This window comes from Streptomyces sp. MNU89, from assembly GCF_020982505.1.
GTDB classification, from domain to species: Bacteria; Actinomycetota; Actinomycetes; order Streptomycetales; family Streptomycetaceae; genus Streptomyces; species Streptomyces xinghaiensis.
This window is the reverse complement of sequence record NZ_JAJKLL010000001.1, coordinates 1662146-1680360: the sequence shown is the minus strand read 5'-3', so window position 1 is coordinate 1680360 and position 18215 is coordinate 1662146. Positions and strand designations below refer to the sequence as shown.

Annotated in this window: 13 protein-coding genes and 1 pseudogene; 4 read left to right on the top strand and 10 right to left on the bottom strand. The window is 74.9% G+C overall.

Features of this window, described 5'->3' with window-relative positions; genetic code table 11:
- The first annotated feature begins 23 nt into the window (after positions 1-23).
- On the top strand, positions 24-1598 hold the full coding sequence (locus tag E4N63_RS07125; protein WP_230240244.1) for a glycosyltransferase family 39 protein: 1575 nt from the start codon (positions 24-26) through the stop codon (positions 1596-1598).
- A 39-nt stretch (positions 1599-1637) separates the two neighbouring features.
- Here E4N63_RS07125 and E4N63_RS07120 read toward each other — a convergent pair whose 3' ends face one another.
- Positions 1638-2507 carry a trans-aconitate 2-methyltransferase gene (locus E4N63_RS07120; RefSeq protein WP_374112702.1) on the bottom strand — a complete coding sequence of 290 codons (870 nt, stop codon included), beginning with the start codon at positions 2505-2507 and terminating at the stop codon, positions 1638-1640.
- Between the two features lie 156 nt (positions 2508-2663).
- Complete coding sequence (locus tag E4N63_RS07115; RefSeq protein ID WP_125623714.1) at positions 2664-3257, bottom strand: helix-turn-helix domain-containing protein; 594 nt, start codon at positions 3255-3257, stop codon at positions 2664-2666.
- A 95-nt stretch (positions 3258-3352) separates the two neighbouring features.
- Here E4N63_RS07115 and E4N63_RS07110 point away from each other — a divergent pair, with 95 nt between their 5' ends.
- On the top strand, positions 3353-4363 hold the full coding sequence (locus tag E4N63_RS07110; RefSeq protein ID WP_230240243.1) for an NAD(P)/FAD-dependent oxidoreductase: 1011 nt from the start codon (positions 3353-3355) through the stop codon (positions 4361-4363).
- Between the two features lie 305 nt (positions 4364-4668).
- Here E4N63_RS07110 and E4N63_RS07105 read toward each other — a convergent pair.
- A pseudogene (locus tag E4N63_RS07105) lies at positions 4669-5073 on the bottom strand (NTP pyrophosphohydrolase); the annotation flags it as partial.
- 125 nt (positions 5074-5198) lie between these two features.
- On the opposite strand from E4N63_RS07105, the gene recQ reads away from it, so the two are divergent.
- Positions 5199-7277 carry a DNA helicase RecQ gene (gene recQ, locus E4N63_RS07100; RefSeq protein WP_230240242.1) on the top strand — a complete coding sequence of 693 codons (2079 nt, stop codon included), beginning with the start codon at positions 5199-5201 and terminating at the stop codon, positions 7275-7277.
- Positions 7278-7457: 180 nt separating this feature from the next.
- On the opposite strand, the gene E4N63_RS07095 is transcribed toward recQ, so the two are convergent.
- From E4N63_RS07095 to E4N63_RS07070, 6 genes are all read right to left on the bottom strand, one after another.
- A complete protein-coding gene (locus tag E4N63_RS07095) occupies positions 7458-8576 on the bottom strand; it encodes an LCP family protein (protein WP_125623717.1) in 1119 nt (372 codons plus the stop codon).
- Between the two features lie 328 nt (positions 8577-8904).
- Complete coding sequence (locus tag E4N63_RS07090; RefSeq protein WP_125626785.1) at positions 8905-11034, bottom strand: 3-hydroxyacyl-CoA dehydrogenase NAD-binding domain-containing protein; 2130 nt, start codon at positions 11032-11034, stop codon at positions 8905-8907.
- Positions 11031-12251, bottom strand: coding sequence for an acetyl-CoA C-acyltransferase (locus E4N63_RS07085; RefSeq protein WP_125626786.1), 1221 nt, complete (start codon positions 12249-12251; stop codon positions 11031-11033). The genes E4N63_RS07090 and E4N63_RS07085 overlap by 4 nt, the downstream gene beginning before the upstream one ends.
- A gap of 271 nt (positions 12252-12522) precedes the next feature.
- A complete protein-coding gene (locus E4N63_RS07080) occupies positions 12523-13806 on the bottom strand; it encodes a ribonuclease D (RefSeq protein WP_125626787.1) in 1284 nt (427 codons plus the stop codon).
- A 92-nt stretch (positions 13807-13898) separates the two neighbouring features.
- Positions 13899-14561: a response regulator transcription factor gene (locus E4N63_RS07075; RefSeq protein ID WP_030544346.1), complete on the bottom strand. Its 663-nt coding sequence runs from the start codon at positions 14559-14561 to the stop codon at positions 13899-13901.
- Positions 14562-14938: 377 nt separating this feature from the next.
- On the bottom strand, positions 14939-15580 hold the full coding sequence (locus tag E4N63_RS07070) for a DUF3000 domain-containing protein (protein ID WP_125626108.1): 642 nt from the start codon (positions 15578-15580) through the stop codon (positions 14939-14941).
- 199 nt (positions 15581-15779) lie between these two features.
- Here E4N63_RS07070 and hemE point away from each other — a divergent pair, with 199 nt between their 5' ends.
- Positions 15780-16832 (top strand): uroporphyrinogen decarboxylase, encoded by a 1053-nt coding sequence (gene hemE, locus E4N63_RS07065; protein ID WP_019706414.1) that lies wholly within the window; start codon positions 15780-15782, stop codon positions 16830-16832.
- A gap of 82 nt (positions 16833-16914) precedes the next feature.
- On the opposite strand, the gene E4N63_RS07060 is transcribed toward hemE, so the two are convergent.
- Positions 16915-18108, bottom strand: coding sequence for a hypothetical protein (locus E4N63_RS07060; protein ID WP_230240241.1), 1194 nt, complete (start codon positions 18106-18108; stop codon positions 16915-16917).
- Between the last annotated feature and the right edge of the window lie 107 nt (positions 18109-18215).

Here is an 18215-nt window from a genome sequence, read left to right as displayed (position 1 = left end):
CGCGGGGCCTTACGTTGGAGCGCATGCCCGCCGAGTCGTCCCCTTCCGTACGCGCCGACGCCCCGTCCCCGCGGGGCGTCCCGCTGCCCGCGCCGCGGACGGCGGACGGGCCGGAGGGGCCGGACGGACCGCCCGCGTACCCGGGCAGACGGCGGTACTGGGCGCGGCTGCTGCCGCTGCTGGCGGGGATCGTCCTGGTGGCGCGGCTGCCGTCCTTCCTCCGCCCGCTGTGGAACCCGGACGAGGGCTATCTCGCCGTCCAGGCGCGGATGCTCGCCGCGGGCGGATCGCTCTACGAGACGGTCGTCGACCGCAAGCCGCCGCTGCTGCCCTGGCTCTACCAGGGCGCCTTCGCCCTCTTCGGTGACGACTCGCTGTGGCCGCTGCGCGTCCTCGCCGTCCTCGCCCAGCTGCTGACGGCGGTGCTGCTCGCCTCGCTCGCCCGCCGCCGCTGGGGCGACCCGGCCGGGCGCACCGCCGGTGTGCTGTACGCGCTGGTCTCCATCGGCCTCAACCCCGAGGACACCCAGGCGGCCTCCTTCGGCGTCTTCATGCTGCCCGCGACCGCCGCCGCGGTGTGGTCCGCCGACCGCGCCCGGTGGGGCACCGCCGGGCTGATGGTGGCGGCGGCGGCCCTCACCAAGCAGACCGGGGCGGCCGTGCTGCTGCCCGTCCTGTGGCTGCTCTGGCGGCACGGCCTCCCCGGGAAGCGGTGGCGGGCGCTGCTGCGGCTGGCGTGCTGCGCCGCGGCCCCGGTCGCCGCGGCGGCGCTCCTCACCGACCCCCGGGGCTTCCTCTTCTGGACGGTCACGGGCTCCGCCGGCTACGCCTCCCCGGACGGCTCCGTGCTCCACGTCCTGAGCCGCGCTGCGGGCAACGCCGGCCTGCTCGCCGCGGCCTGCGCCGGGCTGCTGGTCTCCCTGGCGGCCGTACTGTGCCGCCGTGCCCTCCGCGCCGGTGCCCTCACCGGCGACCTGTGGGTGTGGACGGCCTCCTCGGCGCTCGCCGTGACCACCGGTTTCCACTTCTTCGGGCACTACTTCCTCCAGCTCATCCCGCCGCTGGTGCTCCTCGGCACCGCGGCCCTGCGGCGGCTGCCCCGGCCGTGGACGCGCGGCGCCGTCCTCGTCTCGGCCGTGTCCTGCCTGGCGTTCGCCGGGTGGGGGGTGCTCGCGCCCAGCGGGGAACTGGACCACACCCGGCGGCTGGCCGAGCGGGTGGAGCGGCGCACGGACCCGTCCGACCGGGTGCTGTTCTGGGGGATGCACCCCGAGCAGTACTGGTTCGCCGGCCGCCAGCCCGCCACCCGCTATCTGACGGCCGGGCTGCTCACCAACTACAGCGGGGGACGGGAGGACGGCCGGCAGGTGGGCCCGCGCCACGCCGTGCCGGGGAGCTGGCCGGTCTTCCGGCGCGAACTGGCGTCCGCACCACCGGAGTTGATCGTGGACGACTCCCGCGGCAAGCCGTACGGCCCCGCCCGCGTCCCGGAACTCCGCGAGCTGCTGCGCGAGCGCTACGAGCCGGTGGAGCGGGTGGACGGGGCGGTGCTGTACGTGCTGCGCGGGGACGCCGCGGGCGGTGGCGCGGGCGGCTGAGCGCCGGGGCCGGTGCCGCCTCGCGCCCTGTGACGGGTATCAGGTGCGGCGCGCCGCCCACACGGTCCGTGTGGTGCGGACGGCGAGGTCGCCGCGGCGCAGGACGCTGTGCGGGCCGGCGGTGTCGAGCAGACGGTCGAGGGCGGCGACGTCCTCGGCCTCCAGGGCATCGGCGGCACTGTCGCGCAGGCGGCCGAGGACGCTGAGCGCGTAGGGGCCGACCGCCTCGTTGCCGGAACTCTCCACGTGCACGGTCATGGTGCGTTCGCCCTCGACGGTGAAGCCGGCGGCGGTCAGCCGGGGTCCCCAGTCGGCGCCGAGGTGCGGCATGTGCTCGGCGCGGCGGTGCGCGACGGCGGCGTGGCAGCGCTCCTCGAGGCCGGGCCGGTCCTCGGGGGCGTCCTCGGGCAGGAAACGGGGGAAGCTGTCGACTTCGACGAGCGCGAACAGCCCTCCGGGCGCGAGCAGGTCGATGACCGTGCGCAGGGTGCGGTCGGGGTCGGCCACGTGGTGCAGCGACGCCGACGCCCACACCAGCTCGGGCCGGCCGAGGCCGGGCCAGTCCGCGTCGAGATCGGCCCGTACGGTGCGCACCCGGTCGGCCACCCGGTCCGCCTCGGCCCTCTCCCGCAGGCGGTGCAGGTGGGGGGCCGACGCGTCGACGGCGGTCACGGCCGCCCGGGGGAAGCGCGTGAGCAGGGCGAAGGTGCCGGCCCCGGTTCCGCACCCCAGGTCCACCACGTGGCGCGGATCCGTCGTGACGGGCAGCCACGCGGCGACGGACGCCAGGTGCCCGGCGAGCACGTCCGCCTCCAGATCGAGGAAGTCCGCCATGTCGTCGGCACCCGGCTCGTGCGGGGAAGAGCCGTTGGCGTGGTCATGGGCTGTGTGTGCCGAGGTGTGGGTCATGACAGCGATGCTGGCCCCGTTGTGCCGCAGCGGCACCATGGATCCCGGAGTGCGCAAGACGATGGCCGGAAGAACTGCCGGACGCGCAAGCGGCTCGCCCGCGCCCCTCGTCCCCGCCCCAGTGATGCGCCTCCGCGCAGTGGGCCGCCCGGTGCCTCACGGGACGGGCCGGCCGCCGTCACCCGTGTCCTCGCCGCGCTGGTGGCCGCGGCGGGCGTCGCGGTCGAAGATGCCCAGGATCTCGCACGGCCCGCCCTCGGCGCCGAAGGCGTGCGGGAGCATCGTGGGGAACTCGGCGGCCTGGTCGGTCTCGACGCGGAAGCGCCGGTTGCCCAGCATCAGGACCGCGGTGCCGGAGAGGACGACCAGCCATTCGCGGCCGGGGTGGGCGCGCATCCGGGCAGGGCTGTCCGGCGGCGGGTTCGTCAGGCGCTGGCGCACGACCGTCATCCCGGGGTCGGCCTTGACGGACCAGCGCTTCTGCCCGTGGGCGCTGTCGATCACCGGGTTGGTCACGACGTCCTCGGTGGCGGTCGCGACGAGCTGGTCGACGGAGGTGTCCAGGGCCCGCGCGAGGGTGACGAGCTGGTCCAGGGCGAGACGGCGCTGCCCGTTCTCGATGCGGGAGAGGGTGGACTGGCTGACCCGGGCGCGCGTGGCCAGATCCTCCAGGGACCAGCCCTGCGCGACGCGCAGGGCGCGGATCCTCTTGCGCACCAGGCTCTCCAACTCGCCTTCGTTTTGCGTCATGGGCAACATCGTATGCCGCTGCGGCAACACCTGCTTACCGTCGTCCGTGCAGGGCCCCGCAACGAGCGGGGCCCGTGGAGGAGAGGGACGACGCCATGCCTGGGACCACCGTCGCGTACGCGACCGACAAGCTGCCGGACGAGACCGTCGACGCCGTGGTGATCGGCGGGGGAGCGGCGGGCCTGAACGGCGCGCTGATGCTCGCCCGCTCGCGCCGTTCGGTCGTCGTGATCGACAGCGGCACCCCGCGCAACGCCCCGGCCGAGGGCGTACACGGACTGCTCGGCCTGGACGGCACACCGCCCGCCGAGCTGCTGCGGAGAGGCCGCGAAGAGGTGCGCCGCCACGGCGGCCTGGTCGTGGCCGGCGACGTGGTCTCCGCCCGCCCGGCCGCGCCGTCCGTCGGGGGCGACCCGCGCTTCGCCGTCACCCTGGCGGGCGGCGGGACCCTGCGGGCGCGCCGCCTGCTGGTCGCCACCGGACTGCGGGACGTCCTGCCGGACGTTCCCGGGCTGGCCGGGCACTGGGGACGCGGCGTGGTGCACTGCCCCTACTGCCACGGCTGGGAGGTGCGCGACGAGCCCATCGGGATCCTGGCGGTCGGCCCGGCCTCCGTCCACCACGCGCTGCTGTTCCGCCAGTTGACCGACGACCTGGTCTACTTCACCCGCGGCACCGAGCTGGACGACGGCACCCGGGCCCGCCTCGCCGCCCGCGGCGTGCGCGTCGTCGACACTCCGGTGACCGAGGTCGTGACCGGTGAGGACGGCGGCATCGCGGGCGTACGCCTGAGCGACGGACAGGTCGTGCCGCGGCGGGTTCTCGCGGTGGTGACCACCCTGCTGGCCCGCACCGAGGGCTTGGAGGAACTGGCGCTGCCGACGCGGGATCTGCCCGGCGGTATGGGCCGCCACGTCGCCGGCGGCACGGCCGGCGCCACCGAGGTGCCGGGCGTGTGGGTGGCCGGCAACGCCACCGAGCCGATGGCGCAGGTCGGCGCCTCCGCGGCGGCCGGCGCCCTGGCCGGGGCCCATATGAACGCCGACCTGGCCGCCGCCGACACCGAGGCGGCCCTCGCCGCCGCGCGGCGCGTCACCCACGCCTGAGCGGGCGCGCACGCTCCGGCCCGGGGCCGCGGCACGACGTCCGAAAGCGTCTCCCGGGGCCGGCTCCCGGCCCGTTCCCCGGGGCCCGCCCGCTGTTCCGGCGACGATGCGCGCGAGCGCGGGAACCGGGACGAGGAATCCGTGCGGACGAACCGGTCCCCGCCCGACCCTCGTCCGGACGGCGGAGACACCTACGCGCCAGGGGTGTCCCCCCGGGTGCGGCCGTCCGCCCCCTGGGCTCCCGTGGTCCCCGGCGGCCGCTCCGGTTCCGGTCCGCCGGTCCGTCCACTGCCGCCTCCCGCCCCCGGGCGGACCGTACGCGGGCCCGCGCAGACCGCGCCGAGGGCGGTGACCCGGCGGCGCAGTTCCCGGTCCGCCGTCACCACCAGGCAGGGCCGCCCGGAGGAGGCCGGGGCCTCCTCGGCCACCAGCTCCACGATCCGGTCGTCCCCGCTGCCGGGGGCCGACTCGACCCGCACCCCCGGCACCGACGGCAGGCCCCGGGCCGCGCCCTCCACGACGAGCACCACCTCCAGAGGCGGCTCGGCCGTCCACGGCGGCAGGCCCGCCGCCTCCGGCAGACCGTCCTGCCCGTACCCGGCCAGCGCGTCGCGCAGCCGTTCGGCGGCGGCCCGGCGGTCGCGCCACCAGCCGTCCGGTACGGATCCGACGACGTTGGCGGCGTCCACGACGACCAGTGGGGGAGTCATGCTCCCAGTGTGGCGCGGTGCCCGCCCGTGCGGCGGAGCCGGGCCGGGGGCGGATCCCCACCGCTGATCTCCCGGGTTGTCCACAGGCGCCGCGCCGGCCCCGGCCGTCCTCGTAGACTGCCCGGATGACCGCCCTCGACGACACCACCGGCACCGGCGACCCCATCCGTCACGACAGCGGCGACGACGGCAGCGAGGCGCTGCGCGTCCTGCGCAAGGTCTTCGGCTACGACTCCTTCCGGGGGCCGCAGCAGGAGATCATCGACCATGTGGTCGCGGGCGGCGACGCCCTCGTGCTGATGCCGACCGGCGGCGGGAAGTCGCTCTGCTACCAGATCCCCGCGCTGGTGCGGCCGGGCACCGGGGTCGTCGTCTCGCCGCTGATCGCCCTGATGCAGGACCAGGTGGACGCCCTGCGGGCCCTCGGGGTGCGGGCCGGGTTCCTCAACTCCACGCAGGACCTGGACGAGCGGCGCCTGGTCGAGGCCGAGTTCCTCGCGGGCGAGCTCGACCTGCTCTATCTGGCCCCGGAGCGGCTGCGCGGCGAGGCCACCATGAGCCTGCTCGACCGCGGCACCGTCTCCCTCTTCGCCATCGACGAGGCGCACTGCGTCGCCCAGTGGGGCCACGACTTCCGCCCCGACTACCTCGCGCTCTCCGCCCTGCACGAGCGCTGGCCGGACGTGCCGCGCATCGCGCTCACCGCGACGGCCACCGAGGCCACCCACGGCGAGATCGCGGACCGGCTGAGCCTCCGCGGTGCCCGGCACTTCGTCGCGAGCTTCGACCGCCCCAACATCCAGTACCGCATCGCGCCCAAGAACGACCCGAAGAAGCAGCTGCTGCAACTGCTGCGCACCGAGCACCCCGGTGACGCGGGCATCGTCTACTGCCTCTCCCGGGCCTCCGTGGAGAAGACCGCCGAGTTCCTCGTGCGCAACGGCATCGAGGCCGTGCCGTACCACGCGGGGCTCGACGCCGGGGTCCGCGCGGCCAACCAGGCGCGCTTCCTGCGGGAGGACGGCGTGGTGGTGGTCGCCACGATCGCCTTCGGCATGGGCATCGACAAGCCCGATGTGCGCTTCGTGGCCCATCTCGACCTGCCCAAGTCCGTCGAGGGGTACTACCAGGAGACGGGCCGCGCCGGCCGGGACGGCCTGCCGTCCACCGCCTGGCTGGCCTACGGCCTTCAGGACGTCGTCCAGCAGCGCAAGATGATCGAGACCTCCGAGGGCGACGAGGCGCACCGCCGGATGCTGCGCGCCCACGTCGACGCGATGCTCGCGCTCTGCGAGACGGCCGGGTGCCGCCGCGTCTTCCTGCTGGACTACTTCGGCGAGAAGAGCGGCGCCTGCGGCAACTGCGACACCTGCCTCACCCCGCCCGAGTCCCTGGACGGCACGGTCCCGGCCCAGAAGGTCCTCTCCACCGTCGTCCGGCTGCAGCGGGAACGGCGGCAGAAGTTCGGCGCCGGCCAGATCGTGGACATCCTGCTCGGCCGGAAGACGGCCAAGGTCATCCAGCACGACCACGACACCCTGTCCGTGTTCGGCATCGGCACCGAGCTGAAGGAGGCCGAATGGCGGGGTGTGGTACGCCAGTTGCTGGCCCAGGGCCTGCTCGCCGTCGAGGGGGACTACGGCACGCTCGTCCTGACCGGCACCAGCGCGGAGGTGCTGGGCGGCCGGCGCGAGGTCCGGCTGCGGCGGGAACCGGAGCGCCCGGCGGCCAGGGCGGCGAAGGGCCCGTCCTCCGGGCGGCGGGCCGCCGCCGCGCCCGCGGATCTGCCGGAGGAGGCGGTGCCGGTGTTCGAGCGGCTGCGCGCCTGGCGGGCCGCCACGGCCAGGGAACAGGGCGTGCCCGCGTACGTCATCTTCCACGACGCGACGCTGCGCGCCATCGCGACCGCGGCTCCGGGAAGCCTGGCCGAGCTGGGCACGGTGAGCGGCGTCGGCGAGAACAAGCTGGCCAAGTACGGGCAGCAGATCCTGGACCTGCTCGCCGACGGCCCGGGGACGGCCCCGGGCGCCGCCGCGGACGCCGCACCGGCGGCGGGGGCACCGGCAGCGGCGCCCGCGCCGGCGGCTCCGGCCGCCCCGGCAGCTTCCGGGGCGCCCGCCGCGGATACCCCGCAGGCACCGTCCGGGGACGACCCGCCGGGCTTCTGGGACGAGGAGCCCCCGGAGGAGCCGTACGACTACTGACGGGACCGGCGCCGGGCCGGGCCGCCACCGGCCCGGCCGAGCCGTGACAGGCCGGACCGAGCCGACAAACGGCCGGGCTCCGGGGCGGCCCGCGTCCGGGGCACCGGCCGTCCCGGGAGCACCGTCCGGCGGTCCCGTGGCGGCCGGCCATGAGCTGCCCCGGCCGCGGGGGCGGGCGGTTCAGCCCTCCGAACCCCCGCCCGAGGAGGGCTTCCTGGCGGACTCCGGTACGGCCGCGCCGGTCCGCAGGGCCTTCCACAGCTCGTCCGCCCGGGGCTGTACGGGCACGACGCGGTTGGGGTCCCGCCGGTCGGGGACGACGGGCAGCGTGATCGTCTCCATGGCGGCCGGGTCGATGCCCTGGAGGCTCCGGCCGAAGTCCGCGAGGCCGGTCAGGGAGCCGATGGCGGTGTCCGTGGTGAGGGAGGCGGTCGCCGCGTCCGCGACCTTGTAGAGCTTGGCCGGGCTGGTCAGGATCTCCTGCCGCTTGATCTCGGTGAGCAGCGCCATCAGGAACTGCTGCTGCAGCCCGATGCGCCCGAGGTCGCTGCCGTCCCCGACGCCGTACCGGGTACGGACGAACCGCAGCGCGTCCTCACCGTCCAGCCGGTGGGTGCCCGCGTCGAGCCGGAGGCCGGTCGCCCTGTCGTCGATGGCGCGGTCCGTGGTGACGGTGACCCCGCCGAGCGCGTCCACGATGTCCCGGAATCCGGCGAAGTCGATCTCCACATAGTGGTCCATGCGGATCCCGGACATCCGCTCGACCGTCTTCACCACACAGGCCGGACCGGCTTGCGCGTAGACCGAGTTGAACATCACGCGGCGCGCCTCGGGGAGGGGCCGGCCCGCGGAGGTCTCGCACGCGGGGCGGTTCACCAGGGTGTCGCGGGGGATGCTCACCGCCGTGGCCCGGTTCCGCCCCTCGGGTATGTGGACGACGAGAGCGGTGTCGGAGCGGGCTCCGGGGGCCTTGCCCGCGTCGAGGGCGGCGTTGTCCCCGGCCCGTGAGTCCGAGCCGAGGACCAGGATGTTGCGGCCGCTCGTCGGCAGCTTCTCCGGGCGGTCGTCACCGAGCGCCTTGTCGATGTCGACATTCGCCAGATTCGCGTCGAGGCCCCGGTACAGCCACCAGGCGGTGCCGCCCAGGCCCAGCAGAAGGGTCAGCAGCACCAGCGGGACGAGGACGGCCGGACGGAGGCGGCGCCCTGCCTTCCGCCCGCGCTCCGGTTCCTCCCCGGCGCCGGGCCGGTCCGTTCCGTCCGCGTCCTGCGGGCCGGTGTCCGTGGTGGTGTGCGGCATGGCCGGGTGCTCCTCCGATGCGACGCCCGTGGGACGGGGCGGTGGGTCGGGTGGGGGAGGCGGCGGCCCGGGTGGATGGTGCTGGTGCTGGGCAGCATATGCGCAACTCCCGCCCCATGAGCCCCAGTTCTGCCGTCCGGCCACCCGGCCGGGCACCGGCCCGCGCCGCCGGGGGCAGCGGCGCGGTCCGGGCGGTTCGCCGGACCCCCCGGCGCAGCCGGCCACCGCACCCGGGGCGGCGGCCGGTACGGCGAACGGGCCGGGCAGGAGGGGATCCTCCTGCCCGGCCCGCCGCTCACACACCGTGGCGCGTCACCGCGTCACCGCGTCACTCGGGAACGCTGGCGATGCCCGGGGCCAGGAACCGCTTGCCGTTGACCCGCTCCGAGACGCCCTCCCGGTCCAGGTACGGCGTGATGCCGCCCAGGTGGAAGGGCCAGCCGGCGCCGGTGATCAGGCAGAGGTCGATGTCCTGCGCCTCGGCGACGACACCCTCCTCCAGCATCAGGCCGATCTCCTGCGCGACGGCGTCCAGCACCCGGTCGCGGACCTGCTCCTCGGTGAGGACGGTGTCGCCCTGCTGCAGCAGCGCGGCGACCTCCGGGTCCAGCTCCGGCTTGCCGGAGTCGTAGACGTAGAAGCCGCGCTTGCCGGCCTTGACGACGGCGGCCAGGTTCCCGGAGACGGTGAACCGCTCCGGGAAGGCGCGGTTCAGCGTCTCGGAGACGTGCAGGCCGATGGCCGGGCCGACCAGCTCCAGCAGCACCAGCGGGGACATCGGCAGACCGAGCGGCTCGATCGCCTTCTCCGCGGTCGCGACCGGGGTGCCCTCGTCGATGACGTTCTGGATCTCGCCCATGAAGCGGGTGAGGATGCGGTTGACGACGAACGCCGGGGCGTCCTTCACCAGTACCGCGGTCTTCTTCAGCTTCTTGGCGACGGCGAAGGCCGTGGCCAGCGAGGCGTCGTCGGTGCGCTCGCCGCGGACGATCTCCAGCAGCGGCAGCACGGCGACCGGATTGAAGAAGTGGAAGCCGACGACCCGCTCCGGGTGCTTCAGCTTCGACGCCATCTCGCTGACGGAGAGCGAGGAGGTGTTGGTGGCGAGGATCGCGGTCTCCGGGACGACCGCCTCGACCTCGGCGAACACCTGCTGCTTGACGCCCATCTCCTCGAAGACGGCCTCGATGACGAAGTCCGCGTCACCGAAGGCGGCGGCCTTGTCCAGGGAGCCGCTGACCAGGGCCTTGAGGCGGTTCGCCTTGTCCTGGTTGACGCGGCCCTTGAGCAGCAGCTTGTCGATCTCCTCGTGGACGTAGCCCACGCCCTTGTCGACCCGCGCCTGGTCGATGTCGGTCAGCACGACCGGCACCTCCAGACGGCGGGCGAACAGCAGCGCCAGCTGCGAGGCCATCAGGCCCGCGCCGACCACGCCGACCTTGGAGACCGGGCGGGCCAGCGACTTGTCCGGGGCGCCGGCCGGGCGCTTGGCGCGCTTCTGCACCAGGTTGAAGGCGTAGATGCCGCTGCGCAGCTCGCCGCCCATGATCAGGTCGGCGAGGGCCTCGTCCTCGGCGTCGAAGCCGGCGGCCAGGTCGCCGTCCTTGGCGCCGGCGATGATGTCCAGCGCACGGTACGCGGCGGGGGCCGCGCCGTGCACCTTGCCGTCGGCGAACGCCTTGCCGCGCGCGACGGCCTGGTCCCAGGGATCGCCGCGGTCGACGTCGGGCCGGATGACCTCCAGCTGCCCGTTGAGCACGGACGCGGTCCAGATCAGCGACTGCTCCAGGAAGTCCGCGCCCTCGAAGAGCGCGTCGGCGATCCCGAGCTCGTAGACCTGCTTGCCCTTGAGCTGCTTGTTCTGGTTGAGCGAGTTCTCGATGATCACCTTGACCGCGCGGTCGGCGCCGATGAGGTTCGGCAGCAGCGCGCAGCCGCCCCAGCCCGGGACCAGCCCGAGGAAGACCTCGGGGAGGGAGAAGGCCGGGATGGCGGTGGAGACGGTGCGGTAGGAGCAGTGCAGACCGATCTCGACACCGCCGCCCATCGAGGCGCCGTTGTAGTAGGCGAACGTCGGCACGGAGAGGCCGGAGAGCCGCTTGAAGACGTCGTGGCCGCCCTTGCCGATGGCGAGCGCGTCCTCCCGGCGCTTCAGCAGCTCGACGCCCTTGAGGTCGGCGCCGACGGCGAAGATGAACGGCTTGCCGGTGACACCGACGCCCTTGATCTCGCCGGCGGCGGCCTCCTTCTCGACCTGGTCGAGGGCGGCGTTGAGGTTCGCCAGCGACTGCGGGCCGATGGTGGTCGGCTTGGTGTGGTCCAGGCCGTTGTCCAGGGTGATGAGCGCGAAGCGCCCGGCGCCCTGGGGGAGGTCGAGGTGGCGCACGTGCGCCTGCGTCACGACCTCGTCGGGGAACAGCTCGGCCGCTCCCTTGAGCAGTTCAGCGGTCGTGCTCACTTGTTGCCTCCGTCGAAGTGCGGGTTCTCCCAGATCACGGTGCCGCCCATGCCGAAGCCGACGCACATGGTGGTCAGGCCGTAGCGGACGTGCGGCTGCTGCTCGAACTGGCGGGCGAGCTGCGTCATCAGCCGGACGCCGGAGGAGGCCAGCGGGTGGCCGAACGCGATGGCGCCGCCGTACTGGTTGACGCGCGGGTCGTCGTCCGCGATGCCGTAGTGGTCCAGGAGCGAGAGCACCTGCACCGCGAAGGCCTCGTTGATCTCGAACAGGCCGATGTCACCGATCGACAGCCCGGCCTTGGCCAGCGCCTTCTCCGTGGCGGGCACCGGGCCGATGCCCATGACCTCGGGCTCCACGCCCGCGAAGGAGTACGACACCATGCGCATCTTGACCGGCAGGCCCAGCTCGCGCGCGACGTCCTCGGCGGCGATCACCGAGGCCGTGGCGCCGTCGTTGAGACCGGCGGCGTTGCCCGCGGTCACCCGGCCGTGCGGGCGGAACGGGGTCTTCAGGCCGGCCAGCATCTCGACGGTCGTGCCCGGCCGCATCGGCTCGTCCGCGGTCGCCAGGCCCCAGCCGGTCTCGCCGGCCTCGGCGTTGGTGCGGCGGACGGAGACGGGCACCAGGTCGGCCTGGATGTTGCCGTCGGCGTAGGCCTTGGCGGCCTTCTCCTGGCTGCGGGCCGCGTACTCGTCGGCGCGCTGCTTGGTGATGTGCGGCAGCCGGTCGTGCAGGTTCTCGGCCGTCATGCCCATGAAGAGGGCGGACTGGTCGACGATCTTCTCGGAGACGAAGCGCGGGTTGGGGTCGACGCCCTCACCCATCGGGTGGCGGCCCATGTGCTCGACACCGCCCGCGATCGCGATGTCGTACCCGCCGAAGGCGATGCCGCCGGCGGTGGTGGTGACGGCGGTCATCGCGCCGGCACACATCCGGTCGATCGAGTAGCCGGGCACCGACTGGGGCAGCCCGGACAGCAGGGCGGCGGTGCGGCCGAGGGTCAGGCCCTGGTCGCCGATCTGGGTGGTGGCGGCGAGGGCGACCTCGTCGACGCGCTCCGGCGGCAGGTCCGGGTTGCGGCGCAGCAGCTCCCGGATGCACTTGACGACGAGATCGTCGGCCCGGGTCTCGTGGTAGATGCCCTTCGGGCCCGCCTTGCCGAACGGGGTGCGGACGCCGTCGACGAAGACGACATCCCTAGCGGTACGAGGCACGTTGGCTCTCCTCCTGATGCGTAACGGGCACTGCGGGGCTGCCTGCGACGGCGGCTCACACCGCCGTGCGGGGACGGCGGACTCCCGCCATGCTACTTGCGGGTAACCAGGCTGCCCACCCCTGCCCGCCGGAGCGGCGGAGATCACACGCCGGACGCCGCCCCCGCTCGCGGATCCCCCGCCCCGTACGGGCCGGAGAATGTCACCCTGAAGGCCCCGAAACCCGGCGCGCGGACCCGATGCTCCGGTCCGACGCCCGGACCCGGAGGTCCTACTCCGGCGGAGTGGCCGACAGCGCGCCCGCCAGCAGCGGCGCGGTCAGCTCGATCTGCCAGGGCCGGGCGCCGTGCCCAGCGAGCGTCGCGGCGACCGCCTCCGGAGTCTGCTCGGCCGGCGGCTCCCAGCAGAGCCGGCGGACCGTGTCCGGGGTGATCAGGTTCTCCTGCGGGAGGTTCAGGCCCTCCGCGAGCGCGGTCACCGCCGCCCGCGCCGCCGACAGCCGCGCCGCGGCGGCCGGGTCCTTGTCGGCCCAGGAGCGCGGCGGCGGCGGTCCGGTCACGGCCTGCCCGGGCTGCGGCAGTTCCGCGTCGGGAAGCGCGCGGGCCCGGTCGACGGCGGCCTGCCACTGCTCCAGCTGCTTGCGGCCCATCCGGTGCCCGAAGCCCGGGAGGACGGCGAGCGCCTGCGCGTTCTGCGGCAGGGCGAGGGCGGCCTCGACGATGGCGGCGTCGCTCAGCACCTTGCCGGGCGACACGTCGCGGCGCTGCGCGATCCGGTCCCGGGCCGTCCACAGCTCCCGGACGACCGCCATCTGGCGGCGCCGCCGCACCTTGTGCATTCCGGAGGTGCGGCGCCAGGGGTCCTTGCGCGGCGGCGGCGGGGGCGCGGCGGCGATGGCGCCGAACTCCTGGTGCGCCCAGTCGAGCTTGCCCTGCCGGTCGAGCTCCTCCTCCAGCGCGTCCCGCAGGTCGACCAGCAGCTCGACGTCGAGCGCGGCGTACCGCAGCCAGGGCTCGGGGAGCGGACGGGTCGACCAGTCGACGGCCGAGTGGCCCTTCTCCAGGGCGAAGCCGAGCACCTTCTCCACCATGGCGCCGAGGCCCACACGGGCGAAGCCGGCGAGGCGCCCGGCCAGCTCGGTGTCGAACAGCCGGGCCGGCCGCATGCCTATCTCCCGCAGGCAGGGGAGGTCCTGGCTCGCGGCGTGCAGCACCCATTCGGTATCGGCGAGGGCGTCGCCGAGCACGGACAGGTCGGGGCAGCCGACCGGGTCGATCAGGGCGCTGCCGGCGCCCTCGCGGCGCAGCTGGACGAGGTAGGCGCGCTGGCCGTAGCGGTAGCCCGAGGCGCGCTCGGCGTCGACGGCGACGGGGCCGGTGCCCGCGGCGAAGGCGGCGGCGACCCGCTCCAGCTCTCCGGGGTCGGCCGTCACCGGGGGGATGCCCTCACGGGGATCCAGTAGCGGAACCGGCGCGCTGTGGACGGCAACATCCGGGGGGGCGCCCCCGGGAATGCGCAGTGTGCGGTCTTCTGCGGTCTCTTGGGCGTCGGTCACCGGACCAGGGTATCCATGAGTGGCCGACGCCCGCCGACGGAACGTTCCGTCGGCGGGCGCGAGCAGGCCGGGAGGCGGGGTGCGGAGGGGGGTCAGTGGATGATGCCGGTGCGCAGGGCGACGGCCACCATGCCGGCGCGGTCGCCGGTGCCCAGCTTGCGCGCGATCCGGGCGAGGTGGCTCTTGACGGTCAGGGCGGAGAGCCCCATGGACACGCCGATCGCCTTGTTGGACTGGCCCTCGGCGACGAGCCGGAGCACCTCGACCTCGCGGCCGGACAGCTCCCGGTAGCCGCCCGGGTGACCGGGGGCGCCCGGCGGGCGGCGGTGCATCCGGGCCGCCGCCGCGCCGACGGGCACGGCGCCGGGGCGCCCGGGAATGCCGAGGTTGGTGCGGGTGCCGGTGACGACGTACCCCTTGACGCCGCCGGCGAGGGCGTTGCGGACGGCGCCGATGTCGTCGGCGGCGGAGAGGGCGAGGCCGTTGGGCCAGCCCGCGGCGCGGGTCTCGGAGAGCAGGGTGAGACCGGAGCCGTCGGGGAGGTGGACGTCGGCGACGCAGATGTCGCGGGGGTTGGCGACCCGGGGGCGGGCCTCCGCGATCGAGGAGGCCTCGATGACGTCCCGGACCCCGAGCGCCCAGAGGTGACGGGTGACGGTGGAGCGGACACGGGGGTCGGCGACGACGACCATGGCCGTCGGCTTGTTCGGACGGTAGGCGACCAGGCTTGCGGGCTGCTCGAGAAGAACGGACACCAGGCCTCCTGCTGGGGGAGTGCGGGGAAGGGCTCTGTATGGGGGTGAGCCGGGGGCTGCGTCCCGTGGGGGACACCTGGTCCTTCGGCAGCATTCGGGGGAGTCTTTAGCGAATGATCACGATTTAGTGAGTAACAATTCGGGCAATTCGGACGACTGCTCGATCGCGGGACGGCCCGGGAGCGGGCGCCCCGCGGTGTCCCGCACGGGGCGTGCGGCGTTTCCGGGCCCCGTGCGCGCCGGGCCTGTGCGCGCCGGGCCCGGAGGGGCGCCTGCCGGGGCGGAAGGGGCCGGGGCGGCCGACACGGCCGGGGTGAAGGGGTCCCGGAGACCGGGGTGGCGCCCGGGACGGCGGTGCGGGTATCGGCGGGCGCGGCTCAGCGGGCGCGCGGGCCCCGGCGCTGCGGGAGGGTGACCACGGCCGCGTCCACGCCGCCCGTCGGGGGCAGGCCGCCGATCTGGCAGAGCAGCTCGCACCAGGCGCTGAGGTGCGCGGCCGTGTCCGGTACGCCCTCGCGGCCCTCGCGCGGGGTCCAGGAGGCGCGGATCTCGATCTGGGTGGCCGGGGGGCGGTCGCCGAGGCCGCCGAAGTAGTGCGAACCCGCCAGGGTCACCGTCCCGCTCAGTTCCTCGTGGGCGACGCCCCGGGCCTCGAACGCGCCGGTCAGCCAGGACCAGCACACCTCGGGGAGCAGCGGGTCGCCGGCCATCTCCGGCTCCAGCTCCGCCCGGACCAGGGTCACCAGACGGAAGGTGCCCTGCCACGCGTCGTGCCCGGCCGGGTCGTGCAGCAGGATCAGACGGCCGTCGGCGAGGTCCTCGTCGTCCTGGACGACCGCCGCCTCCAGCGCGTACGCGTGCGGGGCGAGCCGGGCCGGGGCGCGGGTCACCGCGACCTCCAGCTCGGGGCGCAGGCGTGCGCCGCGCAGCCCTTCGACCGCGCTGAGGAACGCGGCCGGTGCCTCGTCCCCGCCCCCGTTGTCCGGACCGTCCGCAAGATGTCCCTGAGCCGCAGCCATGCCGGGAAGACTAGGCGGAACGGGCCCCGCAGCCACGGAGGACACCCGGGTGGGGAAAGGCGGGCGGGCGGATCCGCGCGGGTGCCCGCGTGCGAAGATTCGGGGTGAGTGCCAACGACGTTCCCCAAGCTCTCCGCTCGATCCGAGCGGGCGAGATCCCCTCCCGGACTCTTCGTTCCGCCGCCGCCGGGGAGGCCCGATGACGAGCCCGCAGCAGAGCGGCAGGACGGCCGGCTCGGCCTTTCTGCGGGCCTGCCGGCGCGAGCCGGTCCCGCACACCCCCGTCTGGTTCATGCGCCAGGCCGGACGGTCGCTGCCGGAGTACCTCAAGGTCCGCGAGGGCATCGCGATGCTCGACTCCTGCATGCGGCCGGACCTGGTCACCGAGATCACCCTCCAGCCCGTCCGCCGGCACAAGGTCGACGCGGCCATCTACTTCAGCGACATCGTCGTGCCGCTCAAGGCCATCGGCATCGACCTCGACATCAAGCCGGGGGTCGGCCCGGTCGTCGAGCGGCCGGTCCGGACCCGCGCCGACCTGGAGCGGCTGCGCCCGCTGGAGCCGGACGACGTCAAGTACGTGACCGAGGCCGTGGGCATGCTCACCGGCGAACTCGGCTCCACGCCGCTGATCGGCTTCGCCGGGGCCCCGTTCACGCTGGCGAGCTACCTCGTGGAGGGCGGCCCGTCCCGCAACCACGAGCACACCAAGGCGCTCATGTACGGCGACCCGGAGCTCTGGGCCGATCTGCTGGACCGGCTCGCGGACATCACCGCCGCCTTCCTCGACGTGCAGATCGAGGCGGGGGCCTCGGCCGTCCAGCTCTTCGACTCCTGGGTGGGCGCGCTCGCCCCCGCCGACTACCGGCGCTCGGTGATGCCCGCCTCCGCCAAGGTGTTCGACGCGGTCGCCCGGCACGGTGTGCCGCGGATCCACTTCGGCGTGGGAACCGGCGAACTGCTCGGGCTGATGGGCGAGGCCGGCGCCGACGTCGTGGGCGTCGACTGGCGGGTGCCGATGGACGAGGCCGCGCGGCGGGTCGGCCCCGGCAAGGCCCTGCAGGGCAACCTCGACCCGGCGGTGCTGTTCGCGCCGCGGGAGGTCGTGGAGACCAAGGCCGGCGAGGTGCTGGAGGCGGCGCGGGACCTGCCCGGCCACATCTTCAACCTCGGGCACGGAGTGCTGCCCTCGACCGACCCGGACGCGCTGACCCGGCTCGTCGAGTACGTCCACGGCCGGAGCGCCCGCTGAGCACCGGAGCGCCCGCGCCGCGGGTACCGCCGCCGCCCGCGCCGGCGGGACCCGCCGGCGCGCGGTCCGGCGGCGTCCCCGCTCACGGCGGGCCCGGGCCCAGCAGGGTGACGGCCCCGTAGACGCCCGAGGCCACGGCCGCGACGGCGCAGATCAGCGCCGCCCGCGCCGGCTGCTGCCGGGCCACCACCACGGCCGCCGGCAGCAGCAGCGGGAACGCGGGCATCATCAGCCGGGGCCGGGAACCGAAGTAGCCGGAGCCGGCCAGCGAGACGGCGACGACGGCGAACGAGTACACCAGCAGCGGCAACGGCTGGCGCTGCCGCACGCACAGCCGCAGCAGCCAGAACACCAGCGCGAGGGCCGCGCACAGGCCGAACCCAGCAAGGGCGTTCGACCGCAGGGTCTCCGCGGCGAAGCCCGCCAGGGCCCGGCCGCCGTCGAAGCCGTTGCCCCACGCTTCCTGCACCGCGAAGTAGGCGAGCAGGTCGTCCCGGCGGGCCGCCACGTAGAGCACGTAGGAGAGCCAGCCCAGGGGGGCCAGCAGCAGGCCGAGCAGCATCGGCCGGTGCAGGCGGAGCAGCACGGCCGGCGGGATGCCGGCCCGCCAGTCGCGGACGAGGGCCACGCCCGCCGGGACGACGACGGCCGCGACGAGCGCCGCCGCCGTCGGGCGGGTCAGCCCCGCCAGCACGGCGAGGGCGCCCGCCGCCGGCCAGCGGCCGGTCAGCACCGCGTACAGGGACCAGGCGGCGAAGGCCGTGAACAGGGTCTCGGTGTAGGCCATCGACTGGACGAAGCCGGTCGGGTACGCGCCCCACAGCGCCGCCAGCACGACTCCGGTGGCCGGGCCGCGGAGCCGGGCGCCGACCGCGTAGATGCCCCAGGCGGCGGCGAGGGAGGCGAGCCAGCCGGCCAGCAGGCCGGAGGTGGCCGCTTCGAACGGGGTCAGGGCCGCCAGCACCCGCTCCAGGGCGGGCAGCAGCGGGAAGAAGGCGAGGTTGGAGTGGACGCCGTCGGGGGTCGCGATCTCGAAGCCGTAGCCGTGCTCGGCGATCCGCGTGTACCAGACGGCGTCCCAGCGTCTGCTGAGCAGGCCGAGGACGTCCCGGCCGGTGGCCACGGCCGGCACGGTGAGCAGCAGCAGACCGGTGAGCCGCACCGCCGTGTAGGCCAGGAGGGCCGGTGCGGCGTCCCGCAGCGCGGCCTCGGCACGCTCGCGGAGGAGGAGGGCACCGGGGCGGGCGGCCGGTGGTGCGTGGGTGCGTTCGAGCATGGGGGCGATTATCACCGAGTGGCGGCACCCGCCGCGCCGGGAATCCGCGGGCCCGGAACTCGCGTGAGGGGAACGGGAGATCACCGCGGGGGCGGGCGCCCGCCGTG

Bases quoted from the DNA above. Each gene is read 5' to 3' on its own strand.
- E4N63_RS07125 (WP_230240244.1), top strand. From the start codon at position 24: ATGCCCGCCGAGTCGTCCCCTTCCGTACGCGCCGACGCCCCGTCCCCG.
- E4N63_RS07120 (WP_374112702.1), bottom strand. From the start codon at position 2,507: ATGACCCACACCTCGGCACACACAGCCCATGACCACGCCAACGGCTCT.
- E4N63_RS07115 (WP_125623714.1), bottom strand. From the start codon at position 3,257: ATGACGCAAAACGAAGGCGAGTTGGAGAGCCTGGTGCGCAAGAGGATC.
- E4N63_RS07110 (WP_230240243.1), top strand. From the start codon at position 3,353: ATGCCTGGGACCACCGTCGCGTACGCGACCGACAAGCTGCCGGACGAG.
- recQ (WP_230240242.1), top strand. From the start codon at position 5,199: ATGACCGCCCTCGACGACACCACCGGCACCGGCGACCCCATCCGTCAC.
- E4N63_RS07095 (WP_125623717.1), bottom strand. From the start codon at position 8,576: ATGCCGCACACCACCACGGACACCGGCCCGCAGGACGCGGACGGAACG.
- E4N63_RS07070 (WP_125626108.1), bottom strand. From the start codon at position 15,580: ATGGCTGCGGCTCAGGGACATCTTGCGGACGGTCCGGACAACGGGGGC.
- hemE (WP_019706414.1), top strand. From the start codon at position 15,780: ATGACGAGCCCGCAGCAGAGCGGCAGGACGGCCGGCTCGGCCTTTCTG.
- E4N63_RS07060 (WP_230240241.1), bottom strand. From the start codon at position 18,108: ATGCTCGAACGCACCCACGCACCACCGGCCGCCCGCCCCGGTGCCCTC.